Raw genomic sequence first — 24705 nt, forward strand, 5'->3', positions numbered from 1 at the left:
CCTGCGCTTCGCGATCCGCGAAGGCGGCCGCACCGTCGGCGCCGGCGTCGTCGCTAAGATCATCGCGTAAGCGACGAGTGCATAGTAGGACACAGGACCATGGATAGTCAGAATATCCGCATCCGCCTCAAGGCTTTCGATCATCGCGTGCTCGACCAGAGCACCAGCGAGATCGTCAGCACCGCGAAGCGTACCGGGGCGCGCGTGCGTGGCCCGATTCCGCTCCCGACTCATATCGAGCGGTTCACTGTGAACCGTTCGCCGCACGTCGATAAGAAGTCGCGCGAGCAGTTCGAGATCCGCACCCATAAGCGGTTGCTCGACATCGTCGACCCGACCCCGCAGACGGTGGACGCGCTGATGAAGCTCGACCTTGCCGCCGGCGTGGACGTCGAGATCAAGCTCTAAGGGGATTGGGCCCATGCGGACCGGATTGGTTGCACGCAAGCTGGGGATGACCCGGCTGTTCACGGAGGACGGCACGCACGTGCCCGTCACCGTTCTGAAGGTGGACAATTGTCAGGTGGTGGCGCAGCGCACCGAGGAAAAGGACGGCTACACGGCCCTCCAGCTCGGCGTCGATGCCGCCAAGCCGAAGAACGTCTCGAAGGCCCTGCGCGGCCATTTCGCCAAGGCCAATGTTGAGCCGAAGCGCAAGCTGGCGGAATTCCGTGTTCCCGCCGACGCGCTGGTCGAAGTCGGCGCCGAACTGTCGGTCGAGCATTTCATCGTCGGCCAGTTCGTCGACGTGACCGGCACCACGATCGGCAAGGGCTTCGCCGGTGTCATGAAGCGGCACAATTTCCGCGGCTTGGAAGCCAGCCACGGTGTGTCGATCAGCCACCGCAGCCACGGCTCGACTGGTCAGCGCCAGGATCCGGGCAAGGTGTTCAAGGGCAAGAAGATGGCCGGTCACATGGGCGACCGTCAGCGCACCCAGCAGAACCTGCAGGTCGTGCGCACTGACGCCGCACGCGGCCTGATCATGCTGAAGGGTAGCGTGCCGGGCTCTGAGGGCCAGTATGTGCTCGTCCGCGACGCGGTGAAGAAGCCGCGTGCGAAGGACCTGCCGATGCCGGCCGCTCTCAAGGCCGCCGCGAAGTAAGGGTAGAGGACCATGGCTGAGACCATCGAAGTCGCGGTGACCACGCTGGAGAACAAGGACTCGGGCAAGCTTGCGCTGTCCAAGGACGTGTTCGGCCTGCCGCCGCGCGCCGACCTGCTGCAGCGTTATGTGGTTTGGCAGCTTGCCAAGCGCCAGCAGGGCACGCATAAGACGAAGACCTATGGCGAGGTCGAAGGCTCGACCCGCAAGATCATCAAGCAGAAGGGCACTGGTGGCGCCCGTCACGGCGCGATCCGCGCGCCGCAGTTCCGCGGCGGCGGCAAGGCCTTCGGCCCGGTCGTGCGCAGTCACGCCATCGACCTGCCGAAGAAGGTCCGCAAGCTGGCCCTGAAGACCGCTCTGTCCACCAAGCTGGCCGAAGGCAAGCTGAAGGTGCTGGACGAGGCGGTGCTGAAGGTCGGCAAGACCAAGGAACTCGCCGGCAAGCTGAAGGGCCTGGGCCTTGAGAGCGCGCTGGTGATCGATGGCAAGGCGCTGGACGAGAATTTCGCCCGCGCTGTCCGTTCGCTCCGCAACATCGATGTCCTGCCGGAGCAGGGCGCCAATGTGTACGACATCCTGCGCCGTGACACCTTGGTTCTGACCAAGGCCGCGGTCGAGGCTCTGGAGGCTCGCCTGAAATGAGCACGATCAACCATTACGATGTGATCCTCGCACCGGTGATCACCGAAAAGGCGACGCGTACTTCCGAGTACAACCAGGTCACCTTCAAGGTGCCGCTCGATGCCACCAAGCCGCAGATCAAGGCGGCCGTCGAGGCGCTGTTCAAGGTCAAGGTCAAGGCCGTGAACACGCTCCGGGCGAAGGGCAAGACGAAGTATTTCCGTGGCGAGCCGGGCCGTCGCTCGGACTGGAAGAAGGCGATGGTCACCCTCGCCGAAGGCCACAAGATCGACGTGACGACGGGGATCTGACATGGCGTTGAAGAATTATAAGCCGGTTACGCCTTCGACCCGCGGTCTGGTCCTGATCGACCGTTCGCAGCTCTACAAGGGCCGTCCGGTCAAGGAACTCACCGAAGGTCTGAAGAAGACTGGCGGTCGTAACCACTTTGGTCGTATCACGACCCGTCACATCGGTGGTGGCCACAAGCGCCGCTATCGCATGATCGACTTCAAGCGGCGCAAGTTCGATGTCGGCGCCACGGTCGAGCGGATCGAGTATGACCCGAACCGCACTGCCTTCATCGCTCTCATCAAGTATGACGATGGCGAGCTGAGCTACATCCTGGCGCCGCAGCGCCTGAAGGTGGGCGACCGCGTGGTGGCCGGCGAGAAGGCCGACATCAAGCCGGGCAATGCGATGCCGATGAAGGCGATCCCGGTCGGCACGATCATCCACAATGTCGAGCTCAAGCCTGGCAAGGGTGGTCAGATGGCACGTTCGGCCGGCAGCTTCGTGCAGCTGGTCGGCAAGGATCAGGGCATGGCCCTGGTGCGCCTGGCCTCGGGTGAGCAGCGTCTGGTGCAGGCCGAATGCATGGCCACCATCGGCGCGGTGTCGAACCCCGACAACCAGAACACCAAGCTTGGCAAGGCTGGCCGCAAGCGTTGGCTGGGCATTCGCCCGACCGTTCGCGGTGTTGCCATGAACCCGATCGACCACCCGCATGGTGGTGGTGAAGGCCGTACCTCGGGTGGCCGTCATCCGGTGACCCCGTGGGGTAAGTCGACCAAGGGTAAGCGCACGCGTAGCAACAAGCGGACGCAGAAGATGATTCTGCGCCGCCGCCCGTCGGGCAAGCATAGCTGATCGGGCTAGGAGGTAGATCGTGGCACGTTCTGTCTGGAAAGGCCCGTTCGTTGACGGGTATCTGCTGAAGAAGGCCGACAAGGTTGCTTCGTCGGGCCGCAAGGAGGTCGTCAAGACCTGGTCGCGGCGTTCGACGATCATGCCGCAGTTCGTCGGCCTGACCTTCGGCGTCCACAACGGCAACAAGTTCATCCCGGTGTTGGTAACCGAGGAGATGGTCGGGCATAAGTTCGGCGAGTTCGCGCCGACCCGTACCTTCCATGGTCACAGCGCCGACAAGAAGGCGAAGAAGTAACCATGAGCAAGCAGGCGCGCGAATCCCGCCTCGGCGAGAACGAGGCGATGGCCGTGGGGCGGAACATCCGTGTCAGCCCGCGGAAACTCGGTGTGGTCGCCGGCCTGATCCGCGGCAAGCGGGTCGAGGCGGCGTTGTCCGAACTCACCTTCTCCAAGCGTCGCATCGCCAAGGATGTGAAGAAGGTGCTGCAGTCGGCGATCGCCAACGCTGAGAACAATCACCAGCTCGACGTCGACCGTCTGGTCGTCTCCGAAGCGAGCGTGGGCAAGGGCCTGGTGATGCGGCGTTTCCATGCCCGCGCGCGTGGCCGCGGTGCGAAGATCCTGAAGCCGTTCAGCCACCTGACCATCGTGGTGCGCGAGCGCGAGGAAGAGAAGAAGGCTCCGGCCAAGGCCAAGTCGACGGGCGCCAAGAAGGCGGCTCCGAAGAAGGCTGAGGCTCAGCAGAGTGGGGAGCAGGCGTAATGGGTCAGAAAGTCAATCCGGTCGGGCTCCGTCTCGGCATCAACCGCACCTGGGATTCCCGTTGGTTCGCCAACGACAAGGAATATGCCGGCCTGCTGCATGAGGATCTGCAGATCCGCAAGTATCTCGAGCAGCGTCTGGCCCAGGCTGGCGTCGCCCGTATCGTCATCGAGCGGCCGGCCAAGAAGGCCCGCATCACCATTCACTCGGCGCGTCCGGGCGTGGTGATCGGCAAGAAGGGCGCCGACATCGAGAAGCTGCGTTCCGACCTGGCCAAGATGACCAAGTCGGAAGTGCATCTCAATATCGTCGAGATCCGCAAGCCGGAACTGGATGCCAAGCTGGTGGCTGAGAACATTGCCCAGCAGCTCGAGCGCCGCGTTGCCTTCCGTCGCGCCATGAAGCGCGCCGTGCAGTCGGCGATGCGTCTGGGCGCCGGCGGCATCCGCATCAACTGCGGCGGTCGTCTGGGTGGCGCCGAGATCGCCCGCGTTGAGTGGTATCGCGAAGGCCGCGTGCCGCTGCATACGCTGCGCGCCGATGTCGACTTCGCCCGCGCCACCGCCAAGACCGCTTATGGTACCTGCGGCGTGAAGGTGTGGGTGTTCAAGGGTGAGATCATGGCTCACGACCCGATGGCTCAGGACAAGCGCTTGGCCGAGCAGGCCCAGGGCAGCCATCAGGGCCGTCAGGGCTGATCCGGGAGTAACGAGAGATGTTGCAACCGAAGCGTACTAAGTTCCGCAAGGCCTTTAAGGGCCGTATCAAGGGCGTCGCCAAGGGCGGTACCGACCTCAATTTCGGCGCCTTCGGCCTGAAGGCTCTGGAACCGGCGCGCGTTACTGCCCGCCAGATCGAGGCCTGCCGCCGTGCGATCACCCGTCACGTGAAGCGCCAGGGCCGCATGTGGATCCGCGTGTTCCCGGATGTGCCGGTGACCAAGAAGCCGGCTGAAGTCCGCATGGGTTCCGGTAAGGGCTCGCCCGAGCTTTGGGTGTGCCGCGTCAAGCCGGGCCGCATCATGTTCGAGCTGGACGGCATTCCGGCCAGCCTGGCCCGCGAGGCGTTTGCGCTCGGTGCTGCCAAGCTGCCGATCAAGACGAAGGTTGTCACCCGTCTGGGTGAGGGAGCGTAAGTCATGAAGGCCACCGAACTGGTCGGCAAGACCAAGGATGAGCTGACCACCAAGCTCGTCGACCTGAAGAAGGAGCAGTTCAATCTGCGCTTCCAGAAGGCGACTGGTCAGTTGGAGAATACCGCGCGCGTCAAACAGGTGCGTCGCGACATCGCCCGTGTGCGTACGGCCCTGCGTCAGCAGGCTGTCGGCAAGCAGGCGTAAGGAGAGAAAGATGCCGAAGCGCGTATTGCAGGGCGTCGTGGTGAGCAGCAAGGGTGACAAGACCGTCGTCGTCAAGGTCGAGCGGCGGATCATGGATCCCGTGTACAAGAAGTTCATCCGTCGTTCGAAGAAGTATCACGCCCACGATGAGAAGAACGCCCACAAGGAGGGCGAAATCGTGTGGATTCAAGAGTCGAAGCCCATCTCGAAGTTGAAGCGATGGGTCGTCGTCGAGAACGCCTCCTGAGACGACACAGATAGTTAGCGAGGTATAGGTCCAATGATCCAGGTGGAAACCAATCTCGACGTCGCCGACAATTCGGGCGCGCGCCGAGTCCAGTGCATCAAGGTGCTGGGTGGCTCGAAGCGCAAGACGGCCCAGGTCGGCGATATCATCGTCGTCTCCGTGAAAGATGCCATTCCGCGCGGCCGCGTGAAGAAGGGCGACGTGCATCGTGCGGTGATCGTCCGCACGGCGAAGGAAATCCGTCGTCCGGATGGCAGCGCGATCCGTTTCGACCGCAATGCGGCCGTTCTGATCAACAAGCAGCAGGAGCCGATCGGCACCCGTATTTTCGGCCCGGTAACCCGCGAGCTGCGTGGTAAGGGCCATATGAAGATTATTTCGCTGGCGCCGGAGGTGCTCTGAGCCATGGCCGAGAAGTTCAAGATCAAGAAAGGCGACAAGGTTGTCGTCATCTCGGGTCGCTCCAAGGGTGCGACCGGCGAGGTGCTGCGCGTTGAGCGCGCGACCAACCGCGTCGTCGTTGCCGGCGCCAACAAGGTGACCAAGCATGTCAAGCCGAGCCGGGCTTCGGCCGGCGGCATCGAGGAGCGCGAGGCGCCGTTGCACATCTCCAACGTGATGCTGGCCGACCCGAAGGACGGCAAGCCGACCCGCGTTGGGTTCAAGTTCCTGGATGACGGCCGCAAGGTGCGCTTTGCCAAGCGCTCCGGCGAAGTCATCGACCGTTGATGGAGGGTGGTGCAATGGCTGCTCCCCGCATGAAGGAAATGTACGAAAATCAGGTGCGCAAGCAGCTGATTGAGAAGTTCGGCTACAAGAACCCCATGGAAGTGCCGAAGATCGAAAAGATCGTCATCAACATGGGTGTCGGTGAAGCCGCGCAGGATTCCAAGAAGGTTCAGCAGGCTGCTGCCGAGCTGGCAGCGATCACCGGTCAGAAGCCGGTGCTGACCAAGGCCCGCAAGGCGATCGCGAACTTCAAGCTCCGTCAGGGCCAGGCGATCGGCTGCAAGGTCACGCTGCGCCGCGATCACATGTACGAGTTCCTGGACCGTCTGATCAACATCGCGCTGCCGCGCGTCCGCGACTTCCGCGGCGTGAACGGCAAGAGCTTTGACGGTCGCGGCAACTACGCGCTCGGCCTCAAGGAACAGCTGATCTTCCCGGAGATCAACTACGACAAGGTCGATACGCCGCGCGGCATGGACATCATCATCTGCACCACGGCGAAGACGGACGAGGAGGCCAAGGCTCTGCTGGCCGGCTTCCGCATGCCGTTCCAGAACTGAGCCGAGAAAGGATCGCTGAATATGGCGAAGACGAGTGCCGTCGAGAAGAACAAGCGCCGTGCCAAGCTGGCGGCGCAGTTCGCGGCCAAGCGCAACAAGCTGAAGGCCATCATCAAGGACAAGAGTGTGTCTCCGGAGGAGCGGTTTGAGGCGGCTTTGAAGCTGGCCGAACTGCCGCGTAATTCGGCCAAGATCCGTGTGCGTAATCGCTGTGAGCTGACGGGGCGCCCGCGCGGCACCTATCGCAAGCTGAAGCTGTCGCGCAACATGCTGCGTGAACTGGCCTCGAGCGGCCAGATCCCCGGCATGGTCAAGTCGAGCTGGTAAGGAGGAGAAGAGCATGGCTCTTACCGATCCCCTTGGCGATATGCTGACCCGTATCCGTAACGGTCAGCAGGCGGGCAAGAACACCATCGAGTGCCCGGCCTCGAAGCTGCGTATGAACGTGCTTGAGGTGCTGAAGAAGGAAGGCTACATCCGCGGCTATGAGCTGCTGGAGGATGGCAACAAGCGCAACCTGCGCATCGAGCTGAAGTATTACGAGGGCGAGCCGGTCATCAAGGTGATCGACCGCGTTTCCAAGCCGGGCCGCCGTGTCTATTCGGGCATCAGCGATCTGGGCAAGGTTCGTGGCGGCCTCGGAATCTCGATCCTCTCGACCCCGCGCGGCGTGATGTCGGATAACGAGGCTCGCAACGCCAATGTCGGCGGCGAAGTCCTCTGCCGCGTGTTCTAAGGAGTTAGACCATGTCGCGTATCGGCAAGCATCCGGTTCCGGTGCCGCAAGGCGTGCAGGTCCAGTTGGCGGGACAGACCCTGACGGCCAAGGGCCCGAAGGGTGAGCTCAAGCTGACGGTTGTTGACGACCTGTCGGTCGAACTGGCCGACGGCAAGATCACCGTCAAGCCGCGCCAGGCCACCCGTCGCGCCCGCGCCATGTGGGGCATGCAGCGCACGCTGGTCAGCAACCTGGTGAATGGCGTCAAGGACGGCTACACCCGCGAGCTGGAGATCAACGGCGTCGGCCTTCGTGCAGCGATGCAGGGCAAGAACCTGCAGCTGAACATGGGCTTCAGCCACGAAGTCATCTATCCGATCCCGGCCGGCATCGAGATCAAGGTGGAAAAGCCCACCTCGATCAAGATCTCGGGCGCAGACAAGCATCTCGTTGGCCAGGTCGCTGCGGAGATCCGCGCGGTCAAGCCGCCCGAGCCGTATAAGGGCAAGGGCATCAAGTATAGCGACGAGACGATCCTGCGTAAGGAAGGCAAGAAGAAGTAAGGAATGCTGTTATGAGCATGAAGACTCGCCTGAACGCTCTGAACGAGCGCCGCAAGCAGCGGAACCGGACCAAGATTCGCGCTGCGGCGCATGGCCGTCCGCGCCTGAGCGTGCATCGTTCCTCGCGCTACATCTATGCGCAGCTCATCGACGACACCAAGGGCGTGACACTGGCCGCTGCCTCGTCGCTGGAAGCCGGTCTGCGCAGCACGCTGAAGACCGGTGCCGACACCAAGGCCGCGACCGAGGTCGGCAAGCTGATCGCCGAGCGCGCCAAGGCCGCCGGTGTCACCGATGTGATTTTTGACCGTGGTGGCTACCTCTATCACGGGCGCATCAAGGCGCTCGCCGAGGCTGCCCGCGAAGCCGGTCTGAATTTCTGAGAAAGGTTTGGGTACAATGGCTGCTACTCAACGAGCTGAACGGGGCGAGCGGGGCGACCATCGCGGTGAGCGCGGGAGCGACCGGGAGCGCGGCGAGAACGAACTCGTCGACAAGCTGGTCAGCATCAACCGCGTCGCCAAGGTGGTGAAAGGCGGTCGTCGCTTTGGTTTTGCCGCTCTCGTCGTCGTCGGCGACCAGAAGGGCCGCGTCGGCTACGGTTCGGGCAAGGCCCGCGAAGTGCCGGAAGCGATCCGCAAGGCCACCGAGCATGCGAAGCGCAACATGATCCGCGTGAACCTGCGCGAAGGCCGTACGCTGCATCACGACATCGAGGGCCGTCATGGCGCCGGTAAGGTCGTGCTGCGTGCTGCTCCGGCTGGTACCGGTATCATCGCGGGCGGTCCGATGCGCGCCGTGTTCGAGACGCTCGGTGTTGCCGACGTCGTGACCAAGTCGATCGGCACGTCGAACCCGCACAACATGGTGAAGGCGACGTTCGCTGCTCTGCAGAACCTGAATGCGCCGCGTCACATCGCGGCCAAGCGCGGCAAGAAGGTTGCCGATATCCTCGGCCGCCGCAGCGAGACTGAGGAGTAAGGTCCATGGCTGCTACCAAGAAGAAGGCTGCTAGCGGCAAGACCGTGAAGGTTACCTGGGTGCGTTCGGCGCATAAGCGTACGGCCGATCAGCAGGCGACCCTGGTCGGACTTGGCCTGCGCAAGCTGCATCAGACCCGCGAGCTGGAGGATACTCCCTCGGTGCGCGGCATGATCGCCAAGGTGCAGCATCTGCTGCAGGTCGAAGGCTAAGGATCCAGTGACCGGCTTTTGCCGGTCCGAGCGGAAGGGTTAGGAACATGCGTCTCAATCAGATCGCCGACAATCCGGGCGCCCGCAAGGAGCGCATGCGCGTCGGCCGCGGCATCGGCTCGGGCAAGGGCAAGACCTCGGGCCGCGGCGTGAAGGGCCAGAAGGCGCGCACTGGCGTCAGCATCAAGGGCTTTGAAGGCGGTCAGACTCCGATCTATCGCCGTCTGCCGAAGCGCGGCTTCAATGCGCTCAATCCGGCGAATTTCGAGGTGGTGAATATCGGTCGCCTGCAGGCCGCGATCGAGAAGGGCAAGCTCGATGCTGCCCAGCCGATCGACGAAGCTGCTCTGGCCAAGGCCGGTCTGTGCTCGGGCAAGTCCGACGGCGTTCGCCTGCTTGGCACCGGTGAGCTGAAGAGCAAGATCACGATCACCGTCAGCGGTGCTTCGGCAACCGCGAAGGCGGCGGTCGAGAAGGCTGGCGGCAGCATCACCGTGCTGGTTCCGGCCAAGGCCGAAGCCGAGCCGAAGGCCGAGAAGAAGGCCAAGGGCAAGAAGTAAGTCGCCCATACCGGGCAGGGGGACGGGGCAGGTTGCGCCCCGTCGCCTTTTGAGGTTCACGCGGTCGGATTTTAGGGATCGGTCATGGCATCGGCAGCGGAACGCATGGCGGCCAGCCTCAATTTGGGGGCCTTCGCCAAGGCGACCGAATTGAAGAAGCGCATCTGGTTCACGATCGGCGCACTGATCGTCTACCGCCTCGGGACTTATATCCCGCTTCCCGGCATCGATCCGATGATCATGGCGGATATCTTCCGTCAGCAGGCGGGCGGCATTCTCGGCATGTTCAACGTCTTCGCCGGTGGCGCGTTGGAGCGCATGACCATCTTTGCGCTGAACATCATGCCGTATATTTCGGCCTCGATTATTGTTCAGCTCCTTACCGCGGTATCGCCCCAGCTTGAAGCGCTCAAAAAGGAAGGCGAGACCGGCCGTAAAAAGCTGAACCAGTATACTCGTTACGGCACCGTGCTTTTGGCGGCGGTTCAGGCATACGGCATCGCCGTTGGCCTTGAGGGCATGAGCGGCAGCCGGGGTGGCGCCGTGATTGACCCGGGCATGTTCTTCCGCATCACCACAGTGATCACGCTGACGGGCGGCACTCTGTTCCTGATGTGGCTGGGCGAGCAGATTACCCAGCGCGGCGTCGGCCAGGGCATTTCGCTGATCATCTTCGCCGGTATCATCGCCGAGCTGCCGCGTGCTCTGGCGGCGACCTTGGAACTCGGCCGCACCGGCGCGCTCAGCACCTTCTTCATCCTGATCCTTCTGGTGCTGGTCGTTGCCGTCATTACCTTCATCGTCTTCATGGAGCGTGCCCAGCGCCGCATCCTGGTGCAGTATCCCAAGCGCCAGGTTGGCCAGCGCATGTTCGGCGGTGAGAGCTCGCATCTGCCGCTGAAGCTGAACACCTCCGGCGTGATTCCGCCGATCTTCGCCTCCAGCTTGCTGCTGATGCCGGTGACGATTGCGCAGTTCACCGCCAGCTCCGGCGCGCCGGAATGGATCACGACCATTACCACGCTGCTTGGCCATGGCCAGCCGCTGTACATGGTCACCTATGTCGCGCTGATCGTGTTCTTCTGCTTCTTCTATACCTCGATCGTGTTCAATCCGAACGACACGGCCGAAAACCTGAAGAAGCATGGCGGCTTCGTCCCCGGTATCCGCCCGGGCCAGCGTACCGCGGAGCATTTCGATTACGTGCTGACCCGCCTGACGGTCATTGGCGCGATCTACATCTCAGCGGTCTGCTTGCTGCCGGAAATCCTGATCTCGCAGTATTCGGTGCCGTTCTATTTTGGCGGCACGTCGCTGCTGATCGTCGTCAGCGTCACCATGGATACGGTGGCGCAGATCCAATCGCATCTGCTGGCACACCAGTATGAGGGCCTCATCAAGAAGGCCAAGCTAAGGGGAGCGCGCAAATGAGGCTGATCCTGCTTGGACCGCCGGGTGCCGGCAAAGGGACCCAGGCCCAGCGGCTGACCGCCAATCACGGGCTGGTCCAGCTTTCGACCGGCGACATGCTGCGCGCCGCGGTCAAGGCCGGCACGGCCATCGGCCAGAAGGCCAAGGCCATCATGGATAGCGGGGCCCTGGTGTCCGACGAGATCGTCGTCGGCATCATCGCCGAGCGCATCGACCAGCCGGATTGCCGTAAGGGCTTCATCCTGGACGGCTTCCCGCGCACGACCAAGCAGGCCGAGGCTCTGGACAAGATGCTGGCTGAGCGCAAGCTGAAGCTGGATGCCGTGATCGAGATGAAGGTCAATGACGGCGTTCTGGTCGAGCGCATCACCGGCCGTTTTACATGTTCGAAGTGTGGTGCCGGTTATCACGACACCTTCAAGCAGCCGAAGACCCCCGGGGTCTGCGACGTCTGCGGCAGCACGGAATTCACTCGCCGGGCCGACGATAAGGCGGAGACGGTGGTCTCCCGCCTGAAAGCCTACCACGAGCAGACTGCTCCCTTGCTCCCGTATTACGAGGGGCGGGGTATCCTGCGGCAGGTCGACGGCATGGCGGAAATCGACGAGGTGACACGGCAGATCGAGGCGGTTTTAGCCTCCCTGTAGTGGCACTAAGTAGTTGACTGAGTAGAGGAAGTTTCTATAATCGCGCCCCTTGGGCAGCGGGCGCGAGCAGGAAAGAGGCGGCGGATCCCGACGTAAGTCTTTGACTACGTTGGTTTTTGTCTTGCAGCCTTTGGTCGCCCAAGGTAAACGTTCCGGTCGGCTGGAACGTGTGATTCGAGGAGAAATAGCGTGGCGCGTATTGCTGGCGTGAACATCCCGACCAACAAGCGGGTCGAGATCGCACTGACCTACATCTACGGCATTGGCCGGGTGAAGGCGAAAGAAATCTGCGAGAAGGTCGGCCTGCCGCCCGAACGTCGCGTCAATGAGTTGACCGACGCCGAAGTGTTGCAGATCCGTGAGACGATCGACCGCGACTACAAGGTCGAGGGCGATCTGCGTCGCGAAGTCGCGATGGACATTAAGCGTCTTATGGATCTCGGCTGCTATCGCGGCCTGCGTCACCGCAAGGGCCTCCCGGTGCGCGGCCAGCGCACTCACACCAACGCCCGTACCCGTAAGGGTAAGGCGGTCGCCATCGCCGGCAAGAAGAAGGCCACCCGCTAAACTCTCGCTCCGTTTTCGAAGGACTGCAGGATCTCCATGGTCAAGGACAAGGCCGCGCGCCCCCGGCGCAAGGAAAAGAAGAACATCACCTCTGCCGTTGCGCATGTGAATGCATCGTTCAACAACACGATGATCACCATCACCGACGCGCAGGGCAACACGATCGCCTGGTCGTCGGCCGGCAGCCAGGGCTTCAAGGGCTCGCGCAAGTCGACGCCGTATGCCGCTCAGGTCGCCGCCGATGTGGCTGGCCGGCGCGCTGCCGAGCATGGCGTTCGCACCCTCGAGGTGGAAGTGAAGGGGCCGGGTTCGGGTCGCGAATCCGCTCTGCGCGCTCTGCAGGCCGTCGGCTTCGTCATCACCAGCATCCGCGACGTGACGCCGATCCCGCATAACGGCTGCCGTCCGCCGAAGCGGCGCCGCATCTAACAGCGTCTCGCGCGGCGAAAGCTGGCGCGACAAGAAGTACGAGGCCGGCCGCCCACCAACTATCTGCGGGGCGGCCGTTGCCGCAACCGAGGTGGTCTAGGCGGAGCGCCGCGCCCGCCACAACCGAACGAGGTTAAGGTGATCCAGAAGAATTGGACCGATCTGATTAAGCCTAACAAGTTGGTGATCGAGCCGGGTGCCGTGCCGGGGCGGACCGCGACCATCGTCGCCGAACCGCTCGAGCGCGGCTTTGGTCTGACGCTTGGTAATGCGCTGCGCCGCGTGCTGCTGTCGTCCTTGCAGGGCGCTGCCGTTACCTCGATCAAGATCGACGGCGTGCTGCATGAATTCTCGTCTATTCCCGGCGTGCGCGAAGACGTCACCGATATCGTCCTGAACATCAAGTCGATGGCGCTGAAGCTGCACGGCGAAGGCCCGAAGCGGATGCACCTGAACGCGCAGGGTCCCTGCGAAGTCACGGCCAAGATGATCGAGACCGGCCATGACATCGAAGTCATGGATCCGAACCATGTGCTCTGCACGCTCGATGCCGGCGCCAGCATCCGCATGGAACTGACGGTCGAGACCGGCAAGGGCTATGTCCCGGCTTCAGCTAACCGTCCGGAAGATGCGCCGATCGGCTTGATTCCGGTCGATGCCCTCTATAGCCCGGTCCGCAAGGTCTCCTACAAGGTCGAGAACACCCGCGAGGGCCAGATCCTCGACTATGACAAGCTGACCATGCAGATCGAGACCAACGGCGCGATCAAGCCGGAAGACGCTGTGGCCTACGCCGCACGCATTCTGCAGGATCAGCTCCAGCTCTTCATCAACTTCGAAGAGCCGAAGGCCGAGACCCGCGAGAAGACCGCGGCCGAGCCGGAGTTCAATCCGAACCTGCTGCGCCGCGTCGACGAACTCGAACTGTCGGTTCGCTCGGCGAACTGCCTGAAGAACGACAACATCGTCTATATCGGCGACCTGATCCAGAAGACCGAAGCCGAGATGCTCCGCACGCCGAACTTCGGTCGCAAGTCGCTGAACGAGATCAAGGAAGTCCTGGCGCAGATGGGCCTGCATCTTGGTATGCATGTCCCCAACTGGCCGCCTGAGAATATCGAAGAACTGGCGAAGAAGCTGCAGGATCAGTATTGATCCTGCCCGCCGAATTAAGGATCGAGGAGAGTAGACATGCGCCACCGCAATGCCGGCCGCAAGCTCAACAAGTCGAGCGCCCATCGTCGGGCGATGTTCGGCAATATGGCTGCTTCGCTGATCAAGCATGAGCAGATCACCACCACGCTGCCGAAGGCCAAGGAACTGAAGCCGCTGATCGACAAGCTGATCACGCTGGGCAAGCGTGGCGACCTGCATGCCCGCCGCCAGGCTCTGTCCTTCCTGCCGGAGAAGGCCGCCGTCGAGAAGCTGTTCTCGACGCTGAACCAGCGCTATGCCAGCCGCAACGGCGGCTACAGCCGCGTGCTGAAGGCAGGCTTCCGCTATGGCGATGCGGCTCCGCTCGCCGTGATCGAGCTGGTTGACCGCGATCCGGCTGCGAAGGGCAAGGATTCGGGCCCGGTGCAGGAAGCCGGTGAGGCCGAAGCCGCGGCCTGACGATCTGCGATAAGCTGAGATCAATGCGGCGGTCGGGTTTCCCGGCCGCCGTTTTCGTTTTCAGGACTGTATTGGCCAAGGTGCGGAAGCCGTGCGGCCGAGTTAATTCCTGCGGGTCATTGAAAACCTTTCGGAAACATCCTTATTTAACCGATGCTGCTTCCGGATAGACCATGCTGCGCATCCTGATCCTCTTTCTGGTGGCTATTATTGCCGCGCCGCTTTCGGCTCAGACCCGGCTGCCTGCAAGCCGCGCCGAAATCCAGCTGAGCTTTGCCCCGCTGGTGCAGCGCGTCGCGCCGGCAGTGGTCAACGTCTATTCCCGCCGGGTCGAGCGCGTGCAGCAATCTCCGCTGTTCAACGATCCCTTCTTTCGGCATTTCTTCGGCGACCAGTTCCCGCTCGGGCAGCCGCGTGAGCGCATCGCCCAGTCGCTCGGCTCTGGCGTGATCATCGAGGCCGACGGCGTCATCGTCACCAACAACCATGTCATCGAGGGCGCAACTGAAATTGTCGTGGCTTTGGCCGACCGGCGCGAGTTCGAGGCGCGGTTGATCGCGGCCGACCCACGGGTGGATCTGGCAGTGTTGCGGATCGATGCAGCCGGGGAAAGCCTGCCGTTCCTGGAGTTTCAGGACTCTGACAGTTTGCAAGTGGGTGATCTGGTCGTTGCCATTGGCAATCCCTTCGGTGTCGGCCAGACGGTCACGCAGGGCATCATTTCGGCGCTTGGCCGCACAGGCATTGGCGATCTGGCGGCACAGTCCTTCATCCAGACCGATGCTGCGATCAACCCGGGCAATTCCGGCGGCGCGCTCGTGACCATGGACGGCAAGCTGGCCGGAATTAACACCGCTATCTTTACGCGCACTGGCGGCTCGGTCGGCATCGGCTTTGCCATTCCGTCCAATCTCGTGTCTTCCACCGTGGCCAGCGCGCTTGCCGGCAAGGGCATCAAGCGGCCCTGGTTCGGTGCCAGCGGCGAAGCCGTGACCAACGAGATTGCACTAGGTCTGGGCATGACGCGTCCTGCTGGCGTACTGATCGCGGAGGTCTATCCCGGCGGCCCGGCGGATCGTGCGGGATTGCGCTCGGGCGATGTGGTGCTTGCCATAGACGGACGAGAGGTCAGCGACCCCGAGGCGCTGAAGTTCCGCATCGCGACGCGCAAGCTGGGGGAGACCGCCACGCTGGATGTGCTGCGGCGCGGCCAGCGCGTCGCGCTGCGGGTCATGCTGGCGGAAGCACCGGAAGTGCCGCCGCGCGATGTGACGCTCTTGAGCGGCAATCAGCCTCTGGCCGGCGCGACCGTTGCCAATCTTTCACCGGCCTTCGCCGAAGAGCTTGGCATTAATACGCTCGAAACCGGCGTCATTGTGACAGAGATTGCGCCGGGCTCGCCGGCGGCACGGCTGCGTATTCGCCCAGGCGATATCGTCGTCAAGGTCAACAACCGCGATGTCGGCACGGTGCGCGAGCTGCAGGGCCTGTTGCGTGGCACCAATCAATGGTCTTTGGTCCTGAAACGCGGCGGCCAGTTGCTGTCCTTCTCGGTGCGGACGTAAATGCCATGAGCCAGGCGGGCGGCACCGGAGAGACGTTGTTCAGCGCGGCAGGCATGGAAACCATGCCGACCGCTCCGCTGGCAGACCGGCTGCGCCCCAAATCGCTCGACGAGATCATCGGCCAGGACCATCTGCTGAAAGGCGAGGGGCCACTGGCGCGCATGGTGCAGACCAAGCGGCTGGCGAGCCTCATCCTTTGGGGTCCGCCGGGTACCGGCAAGACCTCTATTGCGCGCCTGCTGGCAGATGCGACGGGATTGGTCTTTGTGCCGCTTTCGGCGGTGTTCTCTGGCGTTGCCGATCTTCGCAAAGCGTTCGATGAGGCGCGTAAGCGCCGCGCTGCGGGCAAGGCGACCTTGCTGTTCGTGGACGAGATCCATCGCTTCAATCGCGCGCAGCAGGACGGCTTTCTGCCCTATGTAGAGGACGGCACCGTGGTACTGGTTGGCGCGACTACGGAAAACCCGAGCTTTGCGTTGAACTCGGCCTTGCTGTCCCGTGCTTCCGTCATCGTGCTGCATCGCCTGGATGATGCAGCGCTTGAAGCGCTGCTGCAGCGGGCGGAGAAAATCGAAGGCCGTGCCCTGCCGCTGACGCCGGAAGCGCGCGCCGCCATGCGGGCCATGTCGGATGGCGATGGCCGGTATCTGCTTAATCTGGCTGAGCAGATATTCACTATCGAAACCGAGACCCCGCTTGATCCGGCCAGGCTGGCAGAAACGCTGCAAAAGCGCGCACCGCTTTACGACAAGACCCAGGACGAGCATTACAACCTCATCTCGGCTCTGCATAAATCCATGCGTGGCTCTGATTGCGATGCCGCACTCTATTGGTTGGCGCGCATGCTGGCGGGCGGAGAAGACCCGCTTTACATCGCACGCCGTCTGGTGCGTTTCGCCGCGGAAGATGTCGGCATGGCCGACCCCAACGCCCTGGTTCAGGCCCTGGCTGCGAAAGAGATGTACGACTTTCTCGGCTCGCCCGAAGGCGAGCTCGGGCTGGTGCAGGCGGTCATTTATCTGTCGACGGCGCCCAAATCGAACGCGGTTTATGTTGCTGCCGGCGCGGCGAAGCGCGCGGCGCGGGAATACGGTTCGCTGATGCCGCCGATGCATATCCTGAACGCGCCGACCAAGATGATGAAGGAGCTGGGCTATAGCGAAGGCTACGCCTACGACCACGACACCGCCGAGGGCTTCTCAGGCCAGAATTACTTTCCGGCCGAGATGCGGCGGCAAACCTTCTACCGTCCCGTCGAACGCGGCTTTGAGCGCGAAATCATTAAAAGACTGGAATACTGGCAGAAGTTGCGCGCGCGCCGGACCGAAGGCGAGTCATAGGCCGGCAGTTAACCATCCTGCGGCAATGCGCGCCTCGCGTATCTGATGTAGAATATTAAAATTGGAAAGCGGGGATTTCCTTTGAAGGCAACTGATTCAATGCTGCCGCGGTTCGGCATCTTGAGTTTCGTAGTGCTCGTTTTGTTAATGGTGGCGGGATTCATCGGTCTTGTGATGGTCCCGAGCCAGGAGAAAGTCTATTACACGCCGGGTAAGATTCCGACCCGCGAGGACTGCTTCTACGAGCGGCTGGCGCTGTTCAAGAACGTTACCCGGCAGATCATCTATCAGGTCGCCTCGGATTGTGAATTGGAGGTGCAGTCGCTCGAAGGGCACGAGCAGATGCGCCAGGAATGGATCGAGCGCCAGGCGCAAAAGGCACGCCAGCGTGCTGCCCAGAAGGCCGCCGCGGAACCACCGCCACCGCCGCCTGAGGAGCCACAGGAACTTGATCGGGTCCGCCGCGTCTGGCGGTGACAGATCGGCTCGCACGGAGCATAGTGGCGCCATGTCTCAAGTGATCACGAAAACCGTCGCCGACGGTGAAACCGACCTGCGTCTCGATCGCTGGTTCAAGCGTCATTATCCCTGGCTTGGCCATGGCCGACTGGAGAAGCTGCTGCGGACCGGGCAGATCCGTGTGGACGGCGGCCGTGCCAAGGCCTCCACGCGGCTGGAGCCGGGCCAGACCATCCGCATTCCGCCGCTGGGTGAGCCGCCCAAGGACGAGGCCGGGAAGCCGCGTGCCGCCAAGCCAGTGAAAGCCAGCCCGGAGCGTGTGGCCGAATTGCAGGCTGCAGTCCTGCACAAGGATGATTCCGTCCTCGTCATCAACAAGCCGCCCGGGCTGGCGACGCAGGGCGGCACCGGCCAGAGCGAACATCTCGACGGGCTGCTGGATTACCTGCGGTTCGGCGCGGCCGAACGTCCACGCCTGGTGCATCGCCTTGATAAGGATACTTCGGGTGTCCTGCTGCTGGCGCGCAGCGCCTCTGCAGCGGCCAAGCTGGCTCAGGCCTTGCGGGCGCGCGATGCGCATAAGCTGTATTGGGCGCTGGTGGTCGGTGTGCCGCAGCAGCGGCAGGGCAAGATCGTCCTGGCGCTGTCCAAGCTGCCGGGCGCCGCTGGCGAGCGCATGGTGGCCGACGAGGAAGACGGCAAGAATGCCGTTACGCTCTACCGCACCATCGATACTGCCGGCCGCCGTGCCGCCTGGCTGGCCATGGCGCCTTTGACGGGACGGACGCACCAGCTGCGCGTCCATTGCGCCGCAATCGGAACGCCAATTGTTGGCGACGGCAAGTATGGCGGGCAGGAGGCTTATCTGACCGGCGGCGTCAGCCGCAAGCTGCATCTGCATGCCCGCGGCATTCGCCTGCCGCATCCCGATGGCGGAAACCTGGAAGTGCGGGCGCCGCTGCCGGCGCACATGGCCGCTACCTGGGATTTTCTCGGTCTGGAGATCGAGAAAAGCACCGATGCGTGGCTGGAATAGGCATTAGCCTATGTGCAAAGGCAGATCGCGCTAGCCGCGCAAAGATTTCCGGATCTCCGGAACCAGGAAGTCGACAGTGGCGCGGATGCGCGGCGCCTTGCGCAGGTCGCGATGCACCAGCAGCCATAGTTCCCGTGTGATTGCCGGCTTGCCCGGATCGGGGATGATCTCCGGATATCTGCGGCCGACATAGTCGGGCAGCAGTATGGCGCAGGCACCCGCGCGGGCGGCCGCGATCAGCGACAGCATGCTGTTGCTGCGGATCGTCTGGCGCATACCTGACTGACGCACCCAACGCGATTCCGGCAACTCGGCCAGGCTCTCATCGAACGCGGCAATGGCGCCCGGATCGGCCGCCAGGGGATTGCGATACAGGTGATAGGGAACAGCCCCCAGCCGCGTCGCGTAGATTTCGCCACGTTCCGGACGAGCCCAGCGGATCGCGATCTCGGCTTCCCGCCGGGCCAGGCTGAGCGTGCGATGCTCGACCACGATTTCGATTTGCAGTTTGGGCCAGCGCCGCTGCAACCCGGCCAGAGCTGGCGCAATCGTATGGCTGGCAATCACCTCGGTGGCGGTGATGCGAACCAGCCCCTCGATCTCGTCGGCCCCGCGCGCCGCCATCTGGCGACCCAGCCGCAGCAGCGGCGCTTCGACCTGCTGGGCGGCTGCCAGGACCGGCTCGGCTGCCGGCGTGGCGCGATAGCCGCGTGGATTGCGGTCGAACAGGGTGATCCCGAGGCTTGCTTCCAGGGCGGCGATGCGGCGCGCCACCGTCGCATGGTTGACCCCCAAGGTGCGCGCCGCGCTCGAAAGGCTGCCATGACGCGCCAGTTCAAGAGCGTAGCGCAGGTCATTCCAGTCAGGCTGATCTGTGCGATTTTGAACAGTCATGGATAAAACATACTCAATTTGCACAGAGGGAGCCATCGGCTAAATCTTAGTCGTTGGATAAAGGAGCTCCTATGACCCGTCCGAAGACCCTGCTTGAACTCGCCGGCGCACCGAAGCTGCCTGTAACGTGGGAGAAATCCGTTCTGCTGCTGATCGATCATCAGCAGGAATATGCCAGCGACGGCGGTCTGCCGCTCGTCGGTATCGATGCCGCGGTCAGCGAGATCGCCAAGCTTCTCGCCGCTGCTCGCGCCGCTGGCGCACCCGTGATCCACATCCAGCAGATGGGTCGGCCCGGTGGCGCGCTATTTGATCCCAACGGTCCGCGCGGCGCCTTCATCTCCACCATCCGTCCCCTGGATGGCGAGCGGGTGGTGCCCAAGACGCTGCCGAACAGCTTTGCCAAAACCGATCTGCATGAGGTGCTTCAGAAGACCGGCCGTAACGAACTGATCGTCGGCGGTTTCATGACCCATATGTGTGTCAGCGCAACCGTCCGCAGCGCGCTGGACCATGGCTACCGGGTCAGTGTGGTGGCTTCTGCCTGCGCGACCCGCGACCTACCCGATCAGCTTGGCGGCGCAGTGATCGCGGCGGCGGATCTGCATCGCATTGCGCTGGCGGAACTTGGCGATCGCTTCGCTACGATCCTGCCCAGTGCCGATGCTATTGAGGTGCGGGCAGCGGCGTAGCGCTGACGCCGCCGCGTGGGGAGGCCTGCACCGGCGGTACAGGCGGAACGCCGCCCGACGTTTGCGCCGGCCGCTGCCGCGGCCGGCGGTCGGCGGGCAATGTTTCCCAAAGCCGGTCGGCCTGGGCCACGTCGAGCGTCTGGTCGCCCGGCCGGCAGGCGCGGCTGCGGTACAGCACCCGACGGCTGGCGAAATAGCACCAGGACGCGCCGGCAAGCTGAGCCTGCTGCAACGCTTCGGCCTCGGCCGCGGTTACCCAGCGGCTGCCGGGCGGACAGCTTGCGGCGCCAAAGACCTGCCCCTGCTGATCATTGTAGCAAAGCGCCTGACCGGTCCCCGCGGGGCCGGAAGCCGGTGCCGTGGCCGTCGCAGGCGGCGCTGCGGTGGCAGGTGCATAAGTCTGCTGCGGCAGGGGGGGCGGCTCCGGTGCCGAACGGCCGGTGGTTCGCGACCCGCTTGTGGTGCCGAACTGGCTGGCGGCCTGTTCGATGGGAATGGCGGCATAGCCCGGCGCGCAGCGGCCGGTTTGGCTGAGATACAGCAATCCGCTCTCGCGGCTGAAACACGGCGTGTACTCGCCACCGCCGCCACCCGTTTCCGCCCGCGCGGGACGATCATCGCCAGCCCAGGTTCGATAGAGGCTGCGATTGAGGTCGCGGACGGAGGCTTCAAGGCCGGAGCAACCGGCGAAGCCGAGAAGCATCAGGATGGCCGCCCGGCGGATCGTCATGACGCCTCAACCGCGGCCGCGATAGGACGGCACGCCGGTATCCGGCAGCCAAAGCCCGGCGGGCGGTTTGCCCGTCTGGTAGAATACGTCGATCGGCATGCCTCCGCGCGGATACCAATAGCCGCCGATCCGCAGCCAGCGCGGCTGGATCGCTGCTTGCAGGCGCTTGGCGATCATCAGCGTGCAATCCTCATGAAAGGCACCATGATTGCGGAAGCTGTTGAAGAACAGCTTCAGCGACTTGGATTCCACGATGTACTTATTGGGCACATAGTCGACGACCAGATGGGCGAAATCCGGCTGTCCGGTCATCGGGCAGAGGCTCGTGAATTCCGGCTGGGTGAAGCGGATCAGATACAGTGTGCCGGGATGCGGATTGGGTGCTTTTTCCAGCACGGCTTCATCCGGCGACTGGGGCTGGCGGGTTGGCTGGCCGAGCTGAGTCAGGCCGGCGATGCGGGAAGGGGTGGTCTTTGCTTTTTTCATGCGCTTTTCTTGCCATAATGCGGCGGCAAATGCATCTCTGCGCCGCTGCTTCGTCCCATCATCCTCAATCACTTATGAAGAGGCTGCCAGCCTTGCTGTCGAGTGGCCTGCTCCTGGTGTCAGGCCCGGCGCCAGCGCAGCAGCAGCCGGTTTCGCCCGCAGCACCAAGCAAACCCAGCCTGATCGTTCCTCAGGCGCCGCAAAGCCCGGGCATTCACTCCCCCGGACCCGGCCAAAAGAAGGCAGACGAAAAGAAGGCCGATGAGCAGTCCGATCAGCGCCGCCAGGATCTGCGCAAAGAATTGCTGAAAGACGATCTGCGCAGGGAAGACCAGCGCCGGGAAGATCTGAAGCGGGACCAGAGGAAGCAGGATCAGCGCAAGCGGGATCGCTAGCCGCCAGGGGGTTGCTTACAGGGGCTTGGCTAGGTTGAGCCAAACGGCCGGGCATGCGATTTTAGGGTATGGTTACAGCCGTTTCTGATTTCACGCCGCCGCGTCTGGTGATTTTTGATTGCGACGGCACCCTGGTCGACAGTCAGCACCACATCGTGGCCGCCATGCACACGGCCTTCACGGCTCTGGGGCTGCCCCTGCCGCAGGCCGAGATGATCCGCCGCACGGTGGGGCTGCCGCTGCCGGTCGCCATCCAGAGCCTCTTGCCCGCGGGGGTAGCCGCGGCGGCCGTGGTCGAGGCCTATAAGACGGCTGCCATCGCCCAGCGCCTCAACCCGGACCATCACGAGCCGATCTTTCCGGGCCTGGTCGAAGCCCTAGATCGTCTGGAAGAGGCCGGCTTTCTGCTCGGGATCGCCACCGGGAAGGCGCGGCGCGGGTTGGATTACACGCTGGCGACCCATGGCCTGACCGGCCGGTTCGTGACCTTGCAGACTAATGACGTGGTCGCGGCCGGCAAACCGGCACCGGATATGGTGCTGCAGGCAATGGCGGAGACCGGCGCGGCGCCAGCCTCGACGATCGTGGTCGGCGATACCACCTACGACATTGAGATGGCCCGGAATGCCGGCGTGGCCGCGGTGGGCGTAGCTTGGGGATATCACGACGAGGATGTTCTGTTGGCAGCGGGGGCGGCAAAGATTATCAAGAGCTTCGCCGAACTTCCTGATCTGGTTGTTGAGATGATGGGAGATGCCCCATGCGCGCTGTGAAATGGATTCTGCTTGGTCTGGTGGTCCTGATAGCTGCTGCGGTGGTGGCGCTGCTGACCGTCGATGTGAACCGCTTCAAGCCACAGATTGTCGCCGCGGTCGAAAACGCCACGGGTCGCAAGCTGGAGATCGCGGGCGATCTTGAGTTGAAGATCTTTCCGTTACCTGCCGTTGCGGTAAATGGTGTGACCTTCGCCAATGCGCCATGGGGCAGCCGTCCTCATATGGCCACCATCGGCGAGTTCGCCGCCGAGCCCGACCTTTTTGCCCTGTTGCGGCGGCAGATCAAGATCGACCGCCTGGTTCTGTCGGATGTCGATCTTCTGCTGGAGAAGAACCGGCAGGGCCAGGCGAACTGGGAATTCGCCGCCAAGTCCGAGGCTAAGCCGGCCGCACCGCAGGAGCAGAAGGCAGCCGGAGATCAACACCAGGTCAGTGACCTACCCGTAATTTCTAATGTGCTGTTGAAAAATGTGAAGCTGGCGCATCGCGATGCGCAGAGCGGCGCCAGCAATGATCTTCTGCTGAACGAATTGTCGGTGAAGGAGCAGGGGAGCGGACTGCTGGCCACGCGTCTGGTTGCGGTGATCAACACCCACAGGGTCGAAGCCGAAGGCACGCTGGGCAGTCTGGCCGAACTCTCTGCGCCGAGCCGCCCTTGGCCGGTCAAGATGACGGTCCGCGTGCCCGGCGCGACTGCGACGGTCGATGGCACCCTGGCGCAGCCGATGCTGGCCAAGGGGATCGATCTGAATGTCGGCGCTGATGTTCCCGACCTGGCCAAGATGGCCTCGGCCTTTGGCGCCAGCGCTCCCGCGGTGCCGGTCAAGCTGCAGACCAAAATCAAGGATAGCGGCGCGCAGCGTTATGCTTTCTCAGGGCTGACCGCGACCCTGGCGCAGAGCGACCTTGCGGGCAGCGGCGAAATCGCGCTCGGCGGCACCCGGCCGTCGCTCAAGCTGGATCTGGCCTCCAAGAGCTTCGACGTCACGTCTTTGCTGGACACCGGGGGCAGCAACGCCCCAGCGGGCGGCGGCGGTAGCAGTGGCGGGACCAGCGCTTCCGCAGCGAAGTCCGATGGCCGCGTTTTCAGTGACGAGCCGCTGCCGCTGGATGGTCTGACCGCGGTGGATGCCGTCGTCGCCTACAAGGCCGACCGGTTCGTGGCGCCGAAATTCGAGGCGCAGAATCTGTCGCTGAACCTTACCCTGAAGGACGGCGTGCTGACCGTGAAGCCTGTCGGCTTCGGCCTGGCCGGCGGGACGATCAATGGCGACATCACGCTCAATGGCGGCGCCAAGACGCTCGCCGTGAAGCTGACCACCGCGGGCGTCGTGCTCAGCGACTATCTGCAGAAGAACGAGATCACCGACATCGTGCGCCGCGGCGCACCGGTCGATATCGATCTCGACGTGACCAGCCGCGGCGGCAGCGTGCGCCAGTTGATGGCCGGACTGAACGGCAAGGCCGTGCTCAAGGTCGGCAAGGGCGAGTTGAAGGAAGAATACATGCAGCGCTTCCTGCCCAAGCTCGCCGATGCCGTCGGCGTTCTGGGACGCGCCACCGCGAAGACCGATCTCTATTGCGTGGTTACCGGCCTCGACATCAAGAACGGCGTCGCGACGCCGAAGGCATTCCTCGCCGAGACCGGCCGCATCACCATTGCCGGTGACGGCAGCGTCAATCTCGGTAGCGAGCAGCTCGATCTGCGGCTGGTGCCGTCCTCGCGCAGCGTATCGCTCGCTTCCGCTTTGCCAGCGGTGCGCGTGCGCGGCAGCTTCACCGATCCGAGCTTTGCGCCCGATCCGGCTGCTTTGGCCAAGAGCGTAATCGGCACAGCAGCGGGCGTTGCGGCTCTGGGACCGCTTGCGCTTCTGTCGCCGGCCTTGGGTGATCGCGGTGACAGCGCGGAGACGGCTTGCACCAAGGCCATCGCCTTGGCCGAGGGCAAGGCGACGCCGCAGAGCCTGCAATCCTCGCAGCCGCAGCAGCAACAGCAGAACAGCAATCCGGTCGATAATCTGCGCCGCGGATTGGGCAACCTGCTGGGCCGCTGATTGAGGGCCGAGCAAGTGTACGGATCCCGCGCCGTAGATTG

At 63.4% G+C, this 24705-nt stretch carries 39 protein-coding genes; 36 read left to right on the forward strand and 3 right to left on the reverse strand.

The features are described from left to right. The 32 genes from Q0603_RS16570 to Q0603_RS16725 form a co-directional block, all read left to right on the forward strand. Positions 1-70 (forward strand): hypothetical protein (locus tag Q0603_RS16570; RefSeq protein ID WP_198552046.1); only part of this gene is annotated, 70 nt, incomplete at its 5' end. Between the two features lie 29 nt (positions 71-99). Next, on the forward strand, positions 100-408 hold the full coding sequence (rpsJ, locus tag Q0603_RS16575) for a 30S ribosomal protein S10 (RefSeq protein WP_144257943.1): 309 nt from the start codon (positions 100-102) through the stop codon (positions 406-408). A 13-nt stretch (positions 409-421) separates the two neighbouring features. Next, positions 422-1105 carry a 50S ribosomal protein L3 gene (rplC, locus tag Q0603_RS16580; protein ID WP_298727741.1) on the forward strand — a complete coding sequence of 228 codons (684 nt, stop codon included), beginning with the start codon at positions 422-424 and terminating at the stop codon, positions 1103-1105. Between the two features lie 24 nt (positions 1106-1129). Further along, positions 1130-1750, forward strand: coding sequence for a 50S ribosomal protein L4 (rplD, locus tag Q0603_RS16585; protein WP_298728054.1), 621 nt, complete (start codon positions 1130-1132; stop codon positions 1748-1750). Further along, a complete protein-coding gene (locus Q0603_RS16590; RefSeq protein WP_298727743.1) occupies positions 1747-2040 on the forward strand; it encodes a 50S ribosomal protein L23 in 294 nt (97 codons plus the stop codon). Before rplD ends, Q0603_RS16590 begins: the two co-directional genes overlap by 4 nt. Before the next feature lies 1 nt (position 2041). Next, positions 2042-2878 carry a 50S ribosomal protein L2 gene (gene rplB, locus Q0603_RS16595; protein ID WP_298727745.1) on the forward strand — a complete coding sequence of 279 codons (837 nt, stop codon included), beginning with the start codon at positions 2042-2044 and terminating at the stop codon, positions 2876-2878. 19 nt (positions 2879-2897) lie between these two features. Further along, complete coding sequence (gene rpsS, locus Q0603_RS16600; RefSeq protein WP_298727747.1) at positions 2898-3173, forward strand: 30S ribosomal protein S19; 276 nt, start codon at positions 2898-2900, stop codon at positions 3171-3173. 2 nt (positions 3174-3175) lie between these two features. After that, positions 3176-3640: a 50S ribosomal protein L22 gene (gene rplV, locus Q0603_RS16605; RefSeq protein WP_298727749.1), complete on the forward strand. Its 465-nt coding sequence runs from the start codon at positions 3176-3178 to the stop codon at positions 3638-3640. After that, the gene (gene rpsC, locus Q0603_RS16610; RefSeq protein ID WP_298727751.1) at positions 3640-4338 is read left to right on the forward strand and encodes a 30S ribosomal protein S3; all 699 of its coding nucleotides are present in this window, start codon (positions 3640-3642) and stop codon (positions 4336-4338) included. Before rplV ends, rpsC begins: the two co-directional genes overlap by 1 nt. Before the next feature lie 17 nt (positions 4339-4355). After that, positions 4356-4775: a 50S ribosomal protein L16 gene (gene rplP, locus Q0603_RS16615; RefSeq protein ID WP_298727753.1), complete on the forward strand. Its 420-nt coding sequence runs from the start codon at positions 4356-4358 to the stop codon at positions 4773-4775. A gap of 3 nt (positions 4776-4778) precedes the next feature. After that, positions 4779-4979 (forward strand): 50S ribosomal protein L29, encoded by a 201-nt coding sequence (rpmC, locus tag Q0603_RS16620; RefSeq protein WP_298727755.1) that lies wholly within the window; start codon positions 4779-4781, stop codon positions 4977-4979. Between the two features lie 10 nt (positions 4980-4989). Then, positions 4990-5226, forward strand: coding sequence for a 30S ribosomal protein S17 (gene rpsQ / locus Q0603_RS16625; RefSeq protein ID WP_298727757.1), 237 nt, complete (start codon positions 4990-4992; stop codon positions 5224-5226). A gap of 33 nt (positions 5227-5259) precedes the next feature. Further along, positions 5260-5628, forward strand: a complete 369-nt coding sequence (gene rplN / locus Q0603_RS16630; protein WP_298727759.1) for a 50S ribosomal protein L14 — start codon at positions 5260-5262, stop codon at positions 5626-5628. Between the two features lie 3 nt (positions 5629-5631). Then, complete coding sequence (gene rplX / locus Q0603_RS16635) at positions 5632-5955, forward strand: 50S ribosomal protein L24 (RefSeq protein WP_298727761.1); 324 nt, start codon at positions 5632-5634, stop codon at positions 5953-5955. Positions 5956-5969: 14 nt separating this feature from the next. Continuing rightward, positions 5970-6515, forward strand: coding sequence for a 50S ribosomal protein L5 (gene rplE, locus Q0603_RS16640; RefSeq protein WP_298727763.1), 546 nt, complete (start codon positions 5970-5972; stop codon positions 6513-6515). Between the two features lie 21 nt (positions 6516-6536). After that, positions 6537-6842 (forward strand): 30S ribosomal protein S14, encoded by a 306-nt coding sequence (gene rpsN, locus Q0603_RS16645; protein WP_298727765.1) that lies wholly within the window; start codon positions 6537-6539, stop codon positions 6840-6842. A 13-nt stretch (positions 6843-6855) separates the two neighbouring features. Further along, complete coding sequence (rpsH, locus tag Q0603_RS16650) at positions 6856-7251, forward strand: 30S ribosomal protein S8 (RefSeq protein WP_298727767.1); 396 nt, start codon at positions 6856-6858, stop codon at positions 7249-7251. An 11-nt stretch (positions 7252-7262) separates the two neighbouring features. Continuing rightward, the gene (gene rplF / locus Q0603_RS16655; protein ID WP_298727769.1) at positions 7263-7796 is read left to right on the forward strand and encodes a 50S ribosomal protein L6; all 534 of its coding nucleotides are present in this window, start codon (positions 7263-7265) and stop codon (positions 7794-7796) included. Between the two features lie 29 nt (positions 7797-7825). After that, positions 7826-8179, forward strand: a complete 354-nt coding sequence (rplR, locus tag Q0603_RS16660; protein ID WP_298728055.1) for a 50S ribosomal protein L18 — start codon at positions 7826-7828, stop codon at positions 8177-8179. Positions 8180-8195: 16 nt separating this feature from the next. Beyond that, positions 8196-8777 (forward strand): 30S ribosomal protein S5, encoded by a 582-nt coding sequence (gene rpsE, locus Q0603_RS16665; RefSeq protein WP_298727771.1) that lies wholly within the window; start codon positions 8196-8198, stop codon positions 8775-8777. Positions 8778-8782: 5 nt separating this feature from the next. Continuing rightward, positions 8783-8989 carry a 50S ribosomal protein L30 gene (gene rpmD, locus Q0603_RS16670; RefSeq protein ID WP_298727773.1) on the forward strand — a complete coding sequence of 69 codons (207 nt, stop codon included), beginning with the start codon at positions 8783-8785 and terminating at the stop codon, positions 8987-8989. A 47-nt stretch (positions 8990-9036) separates the two neighbouring features. Next, positions 9037-9549 carry a 50S ribosomal protein L15 gene (gene rplO, locus Q0603_RS16675; protein WP_298727774.1) on the forward strand — a complete coding sequence of 171 codons (513 nt, stop codon included), beginning with the start codon at positions 9037-9039 and terminating at the stop codon, positions 9547-9549. A gap of 84 nt (positions 9550-9633) precedes the next feature. Further along, positions 9634-10980, forward strand: a complete 1347-nt coding sequence (gene secY, locus Q0603_RS16680) for a preprotein translocase subunit SecY (RefSeq protein WP_298727776.1) — start codon at positions 9634-9636, stop codon at positions 10978-10980. Continuing rightward, the gene (locus tag Q0603_RS16685; protein ID WP_298727778.1) at positions 10977-11627 is read left to right on the forward strand and encodes an adenylate kinase; all 651 of its coding nucleotides are present in this window, start codon (positions 10977-10979) and stop codon (positions 11625-11627) included. The genes secY and Q0603_RS16685 overlap by 4 nt, the downstream gene beginning before the upstream one ends. Before the next feature lie 189 nt (positions 11628-11816). Continuing rightward, positions 11817-12194: a 30S ribosomal protein S13 gene (gene rpsM / locus Q0603_RS16690; RefSeq protein ID WP_298727780.1), complete on the forward strand. Its 378-nt coding sequence runs from the start codon at positions 11817-11819 to the stop codon at positions 12192-12194. 36 nt (positions 12195-12230) lie between these two features. Beyond that, complete coding sequence (gene rpsK, locus Q0603_RS16695; RefSeq protein WP_298727782.1) at positions 12231-12623, forward strand: 30S ribosomal protein S11; 393 nt, start codon at positions 12231-12233, stop codon at positions 12621-12623. Between the two features lie 138 nt (positions 12624-12761). Next, positions 12762-13778, forward strand: a complete 1017-nt coding sequence (locus Q0603_RS16700) for a DNA-directed RNA polymerase subunit alpha (RefSeq protein ID WP_298727784.1) — start codon at positions 12762-12764, stop codon at positions 13776-13778. 36 nt (positions 13779-13814) lie between these two features. Further along, the gene (gene rplQ, locus Q0603_RS16705) at positions 13815-14237 is read left to right on the forward strand and encodes a 50S ribosomal protein L17 (RefSeq protein WP_298727786.1); all 423 of its coding nucleotides are present in this window, start codon (positions 13815-13817) and stop codon (positions 14235-14237) included. A 173-nt stretch (positions 14238-14410) separates the two neighbouring features. After that, on the forward strand, positions 14411-15802 hold the full coding sequence (locus tag Q0603_RS16710) for a DegQ family serine endoprotease (RefSeq protein WP_298727788.1): 1392 nt from the start codon (positions 14411-14413) through the stop codon (positions 15800-15802). A 53-nt stretch (positions 15803-15855) separates the two neighbouring features. Further along, positions 15856-17142 carry a replication-associated recombination protein A gene (locus Q0603_RS16715; RefSeq protein WP_298728056.1) on the forward strand — a complete coding sequence of 429 codons (1287 nt, stop codon included), beginning with the start codon at positions 15856-15858 and terminating at the stop codon, positions 17140-17142. 132 nt (positions 17143-17274) lie between these two features. Beyond that, the gene (locus tag Q0603_RS16720; protein ID WP_298727790.1) at positions 17275-17619 is read left to right on the forward strand and encodes a hypothetical protein; all 345 of its coding nucleotides are present in this window, start codon (positions 17275-17277) and stop codon (positions 17617-17619) included. A gap of 31 nt (positions 17620-17650) precedes the next feature. Then, positions 17651-18637: an RluA family pseudouridine synthase gene (locus Q0603_RS16725; RefSeq protein ID WP_298727793.1), complete on the forward strand. Its 987-nt coding sequence runs from the start codon at positions 17651-17653 to the stop codon at positions 18635-18637. Between the two features lie 30 nt (positions 18638-18667). Here the strand turns inward: Q0603_RS16725 and Q0603_RS16730 are convergent, their stop codons facing one another. Beyond that, the gene (locus Q0603_RS16730; protein ID WP_298727794.1) at positions 18668-19531 is read right to left on the reverse strand and encodes a LysR family transcriptional regulator; all 864 of its coding nucleotides are present in this window, start codon (positions 19529-19531) and stop codon (positions 18668-18670) included. Positions 19532-19602: 71 nt separating this feature from the next. Between Q0603_RS16730 and Q0603_RS16735 the strand changes: the two genes are divergently transcribed. After that, positions 19603-20223: a cysteine hydrolase family protein gene (locus tag Q0603_RS16735; protein WP_298727795.1), complete on the forward strand. Its 621-nt coding sequence runs from the start codon at positions 19603-19605 to the stop codon at positions 20221-20223. Here Q0603_RS16735 and Q0603_RS16740 read toward each other — a convergent pair. Together Q0603_RS16740 and queF are read right to left on the reverse strand one after the other, a co-directional pair. Next, positions 20198-20953: a hypothetical protein gene (locus Q0603_RS16740; protein WP_298727797.1), complete on the reverse strand. Its 756-nt coding sequence runs from the start codon at positions 20951-20953 to the stop codon at positions 20198-20200. The genes Q0603_RS16735 and Q0603_RS16740 overlap by 26 nt on opposite strands. A gap of 6 nt (positions 20954-20959) precedes the next feature. Further along, positions 20960-21439 carry a preQ(1) synthase gene (gene queF / locus Q0603_RS16745; protein WP_298727800.1) on the reverse strand — a complete coding sequence of 160 codons (480 nt, stop codon included), beginning with the start codon at positions 21437-21439 and terminating at the stop codon, positions 20960-20962. Between the two features lie 74 nt (positions 21440-21513). Here queF and Q0603_RS16750 point away from each other — a divergent pair, with 74 nt between their 5' ends. The 3 genes from Q0603_RS16750 to Q0603_RS16760 all read left to right on the forward strand — a co-directional run bounded on the left by Q0603_RS16750 (position 21514) and on the right by Q0603_RS16760 (position 24664). Beyond that, positions 21514-21834: a hypothetical protein gene (locus Q0603_RS16750; RefSeq protein WP_298727802.1), complete on the forward strand. Its 321-nt coding sequence runs from the start codon at positions 21514-21516 to the stop codon at positions 21832-21834. A 68-nt stretch (positions 21835-21902) separates the two neighbouring features. Further along, the gene (locus tag Q0603_RS16755) at positions 21903-22607 is read left to right on the forward strand and encodes an HAD-IA family hydrolase (protein WP_298727804.1); all 705 of its coding nucleotides are present in this window, start codon (positions 21903-21905) and stop codon (positions 22605-22607) included. After that, positions 22595-24664, forward strand: a complete 2070-nt coding sequence (locus Q0603_RS16760; protein WP_298727805.1) for an AsmA family protein — start codon at positions 22595-22597, stop codon at positions 24662-24664. The genes Q0603_RS16755 and Q0603_RS16760 overlap by 13 nt, the downstream gene beginning before the upstream one ends. Positions 24665-24705: the final 41 nt, after the last annotated feature.

Source organism: uncultured Ferrovibrio sp., assembly GCF_937960835.1.
Taxonomy (GTDB): domain Bacteria; phylum Pseudomonadota; class Alphaproteobacteria; order Ferrovibrionales; family Ferrovibrionaceae; genus Ferrovibrio.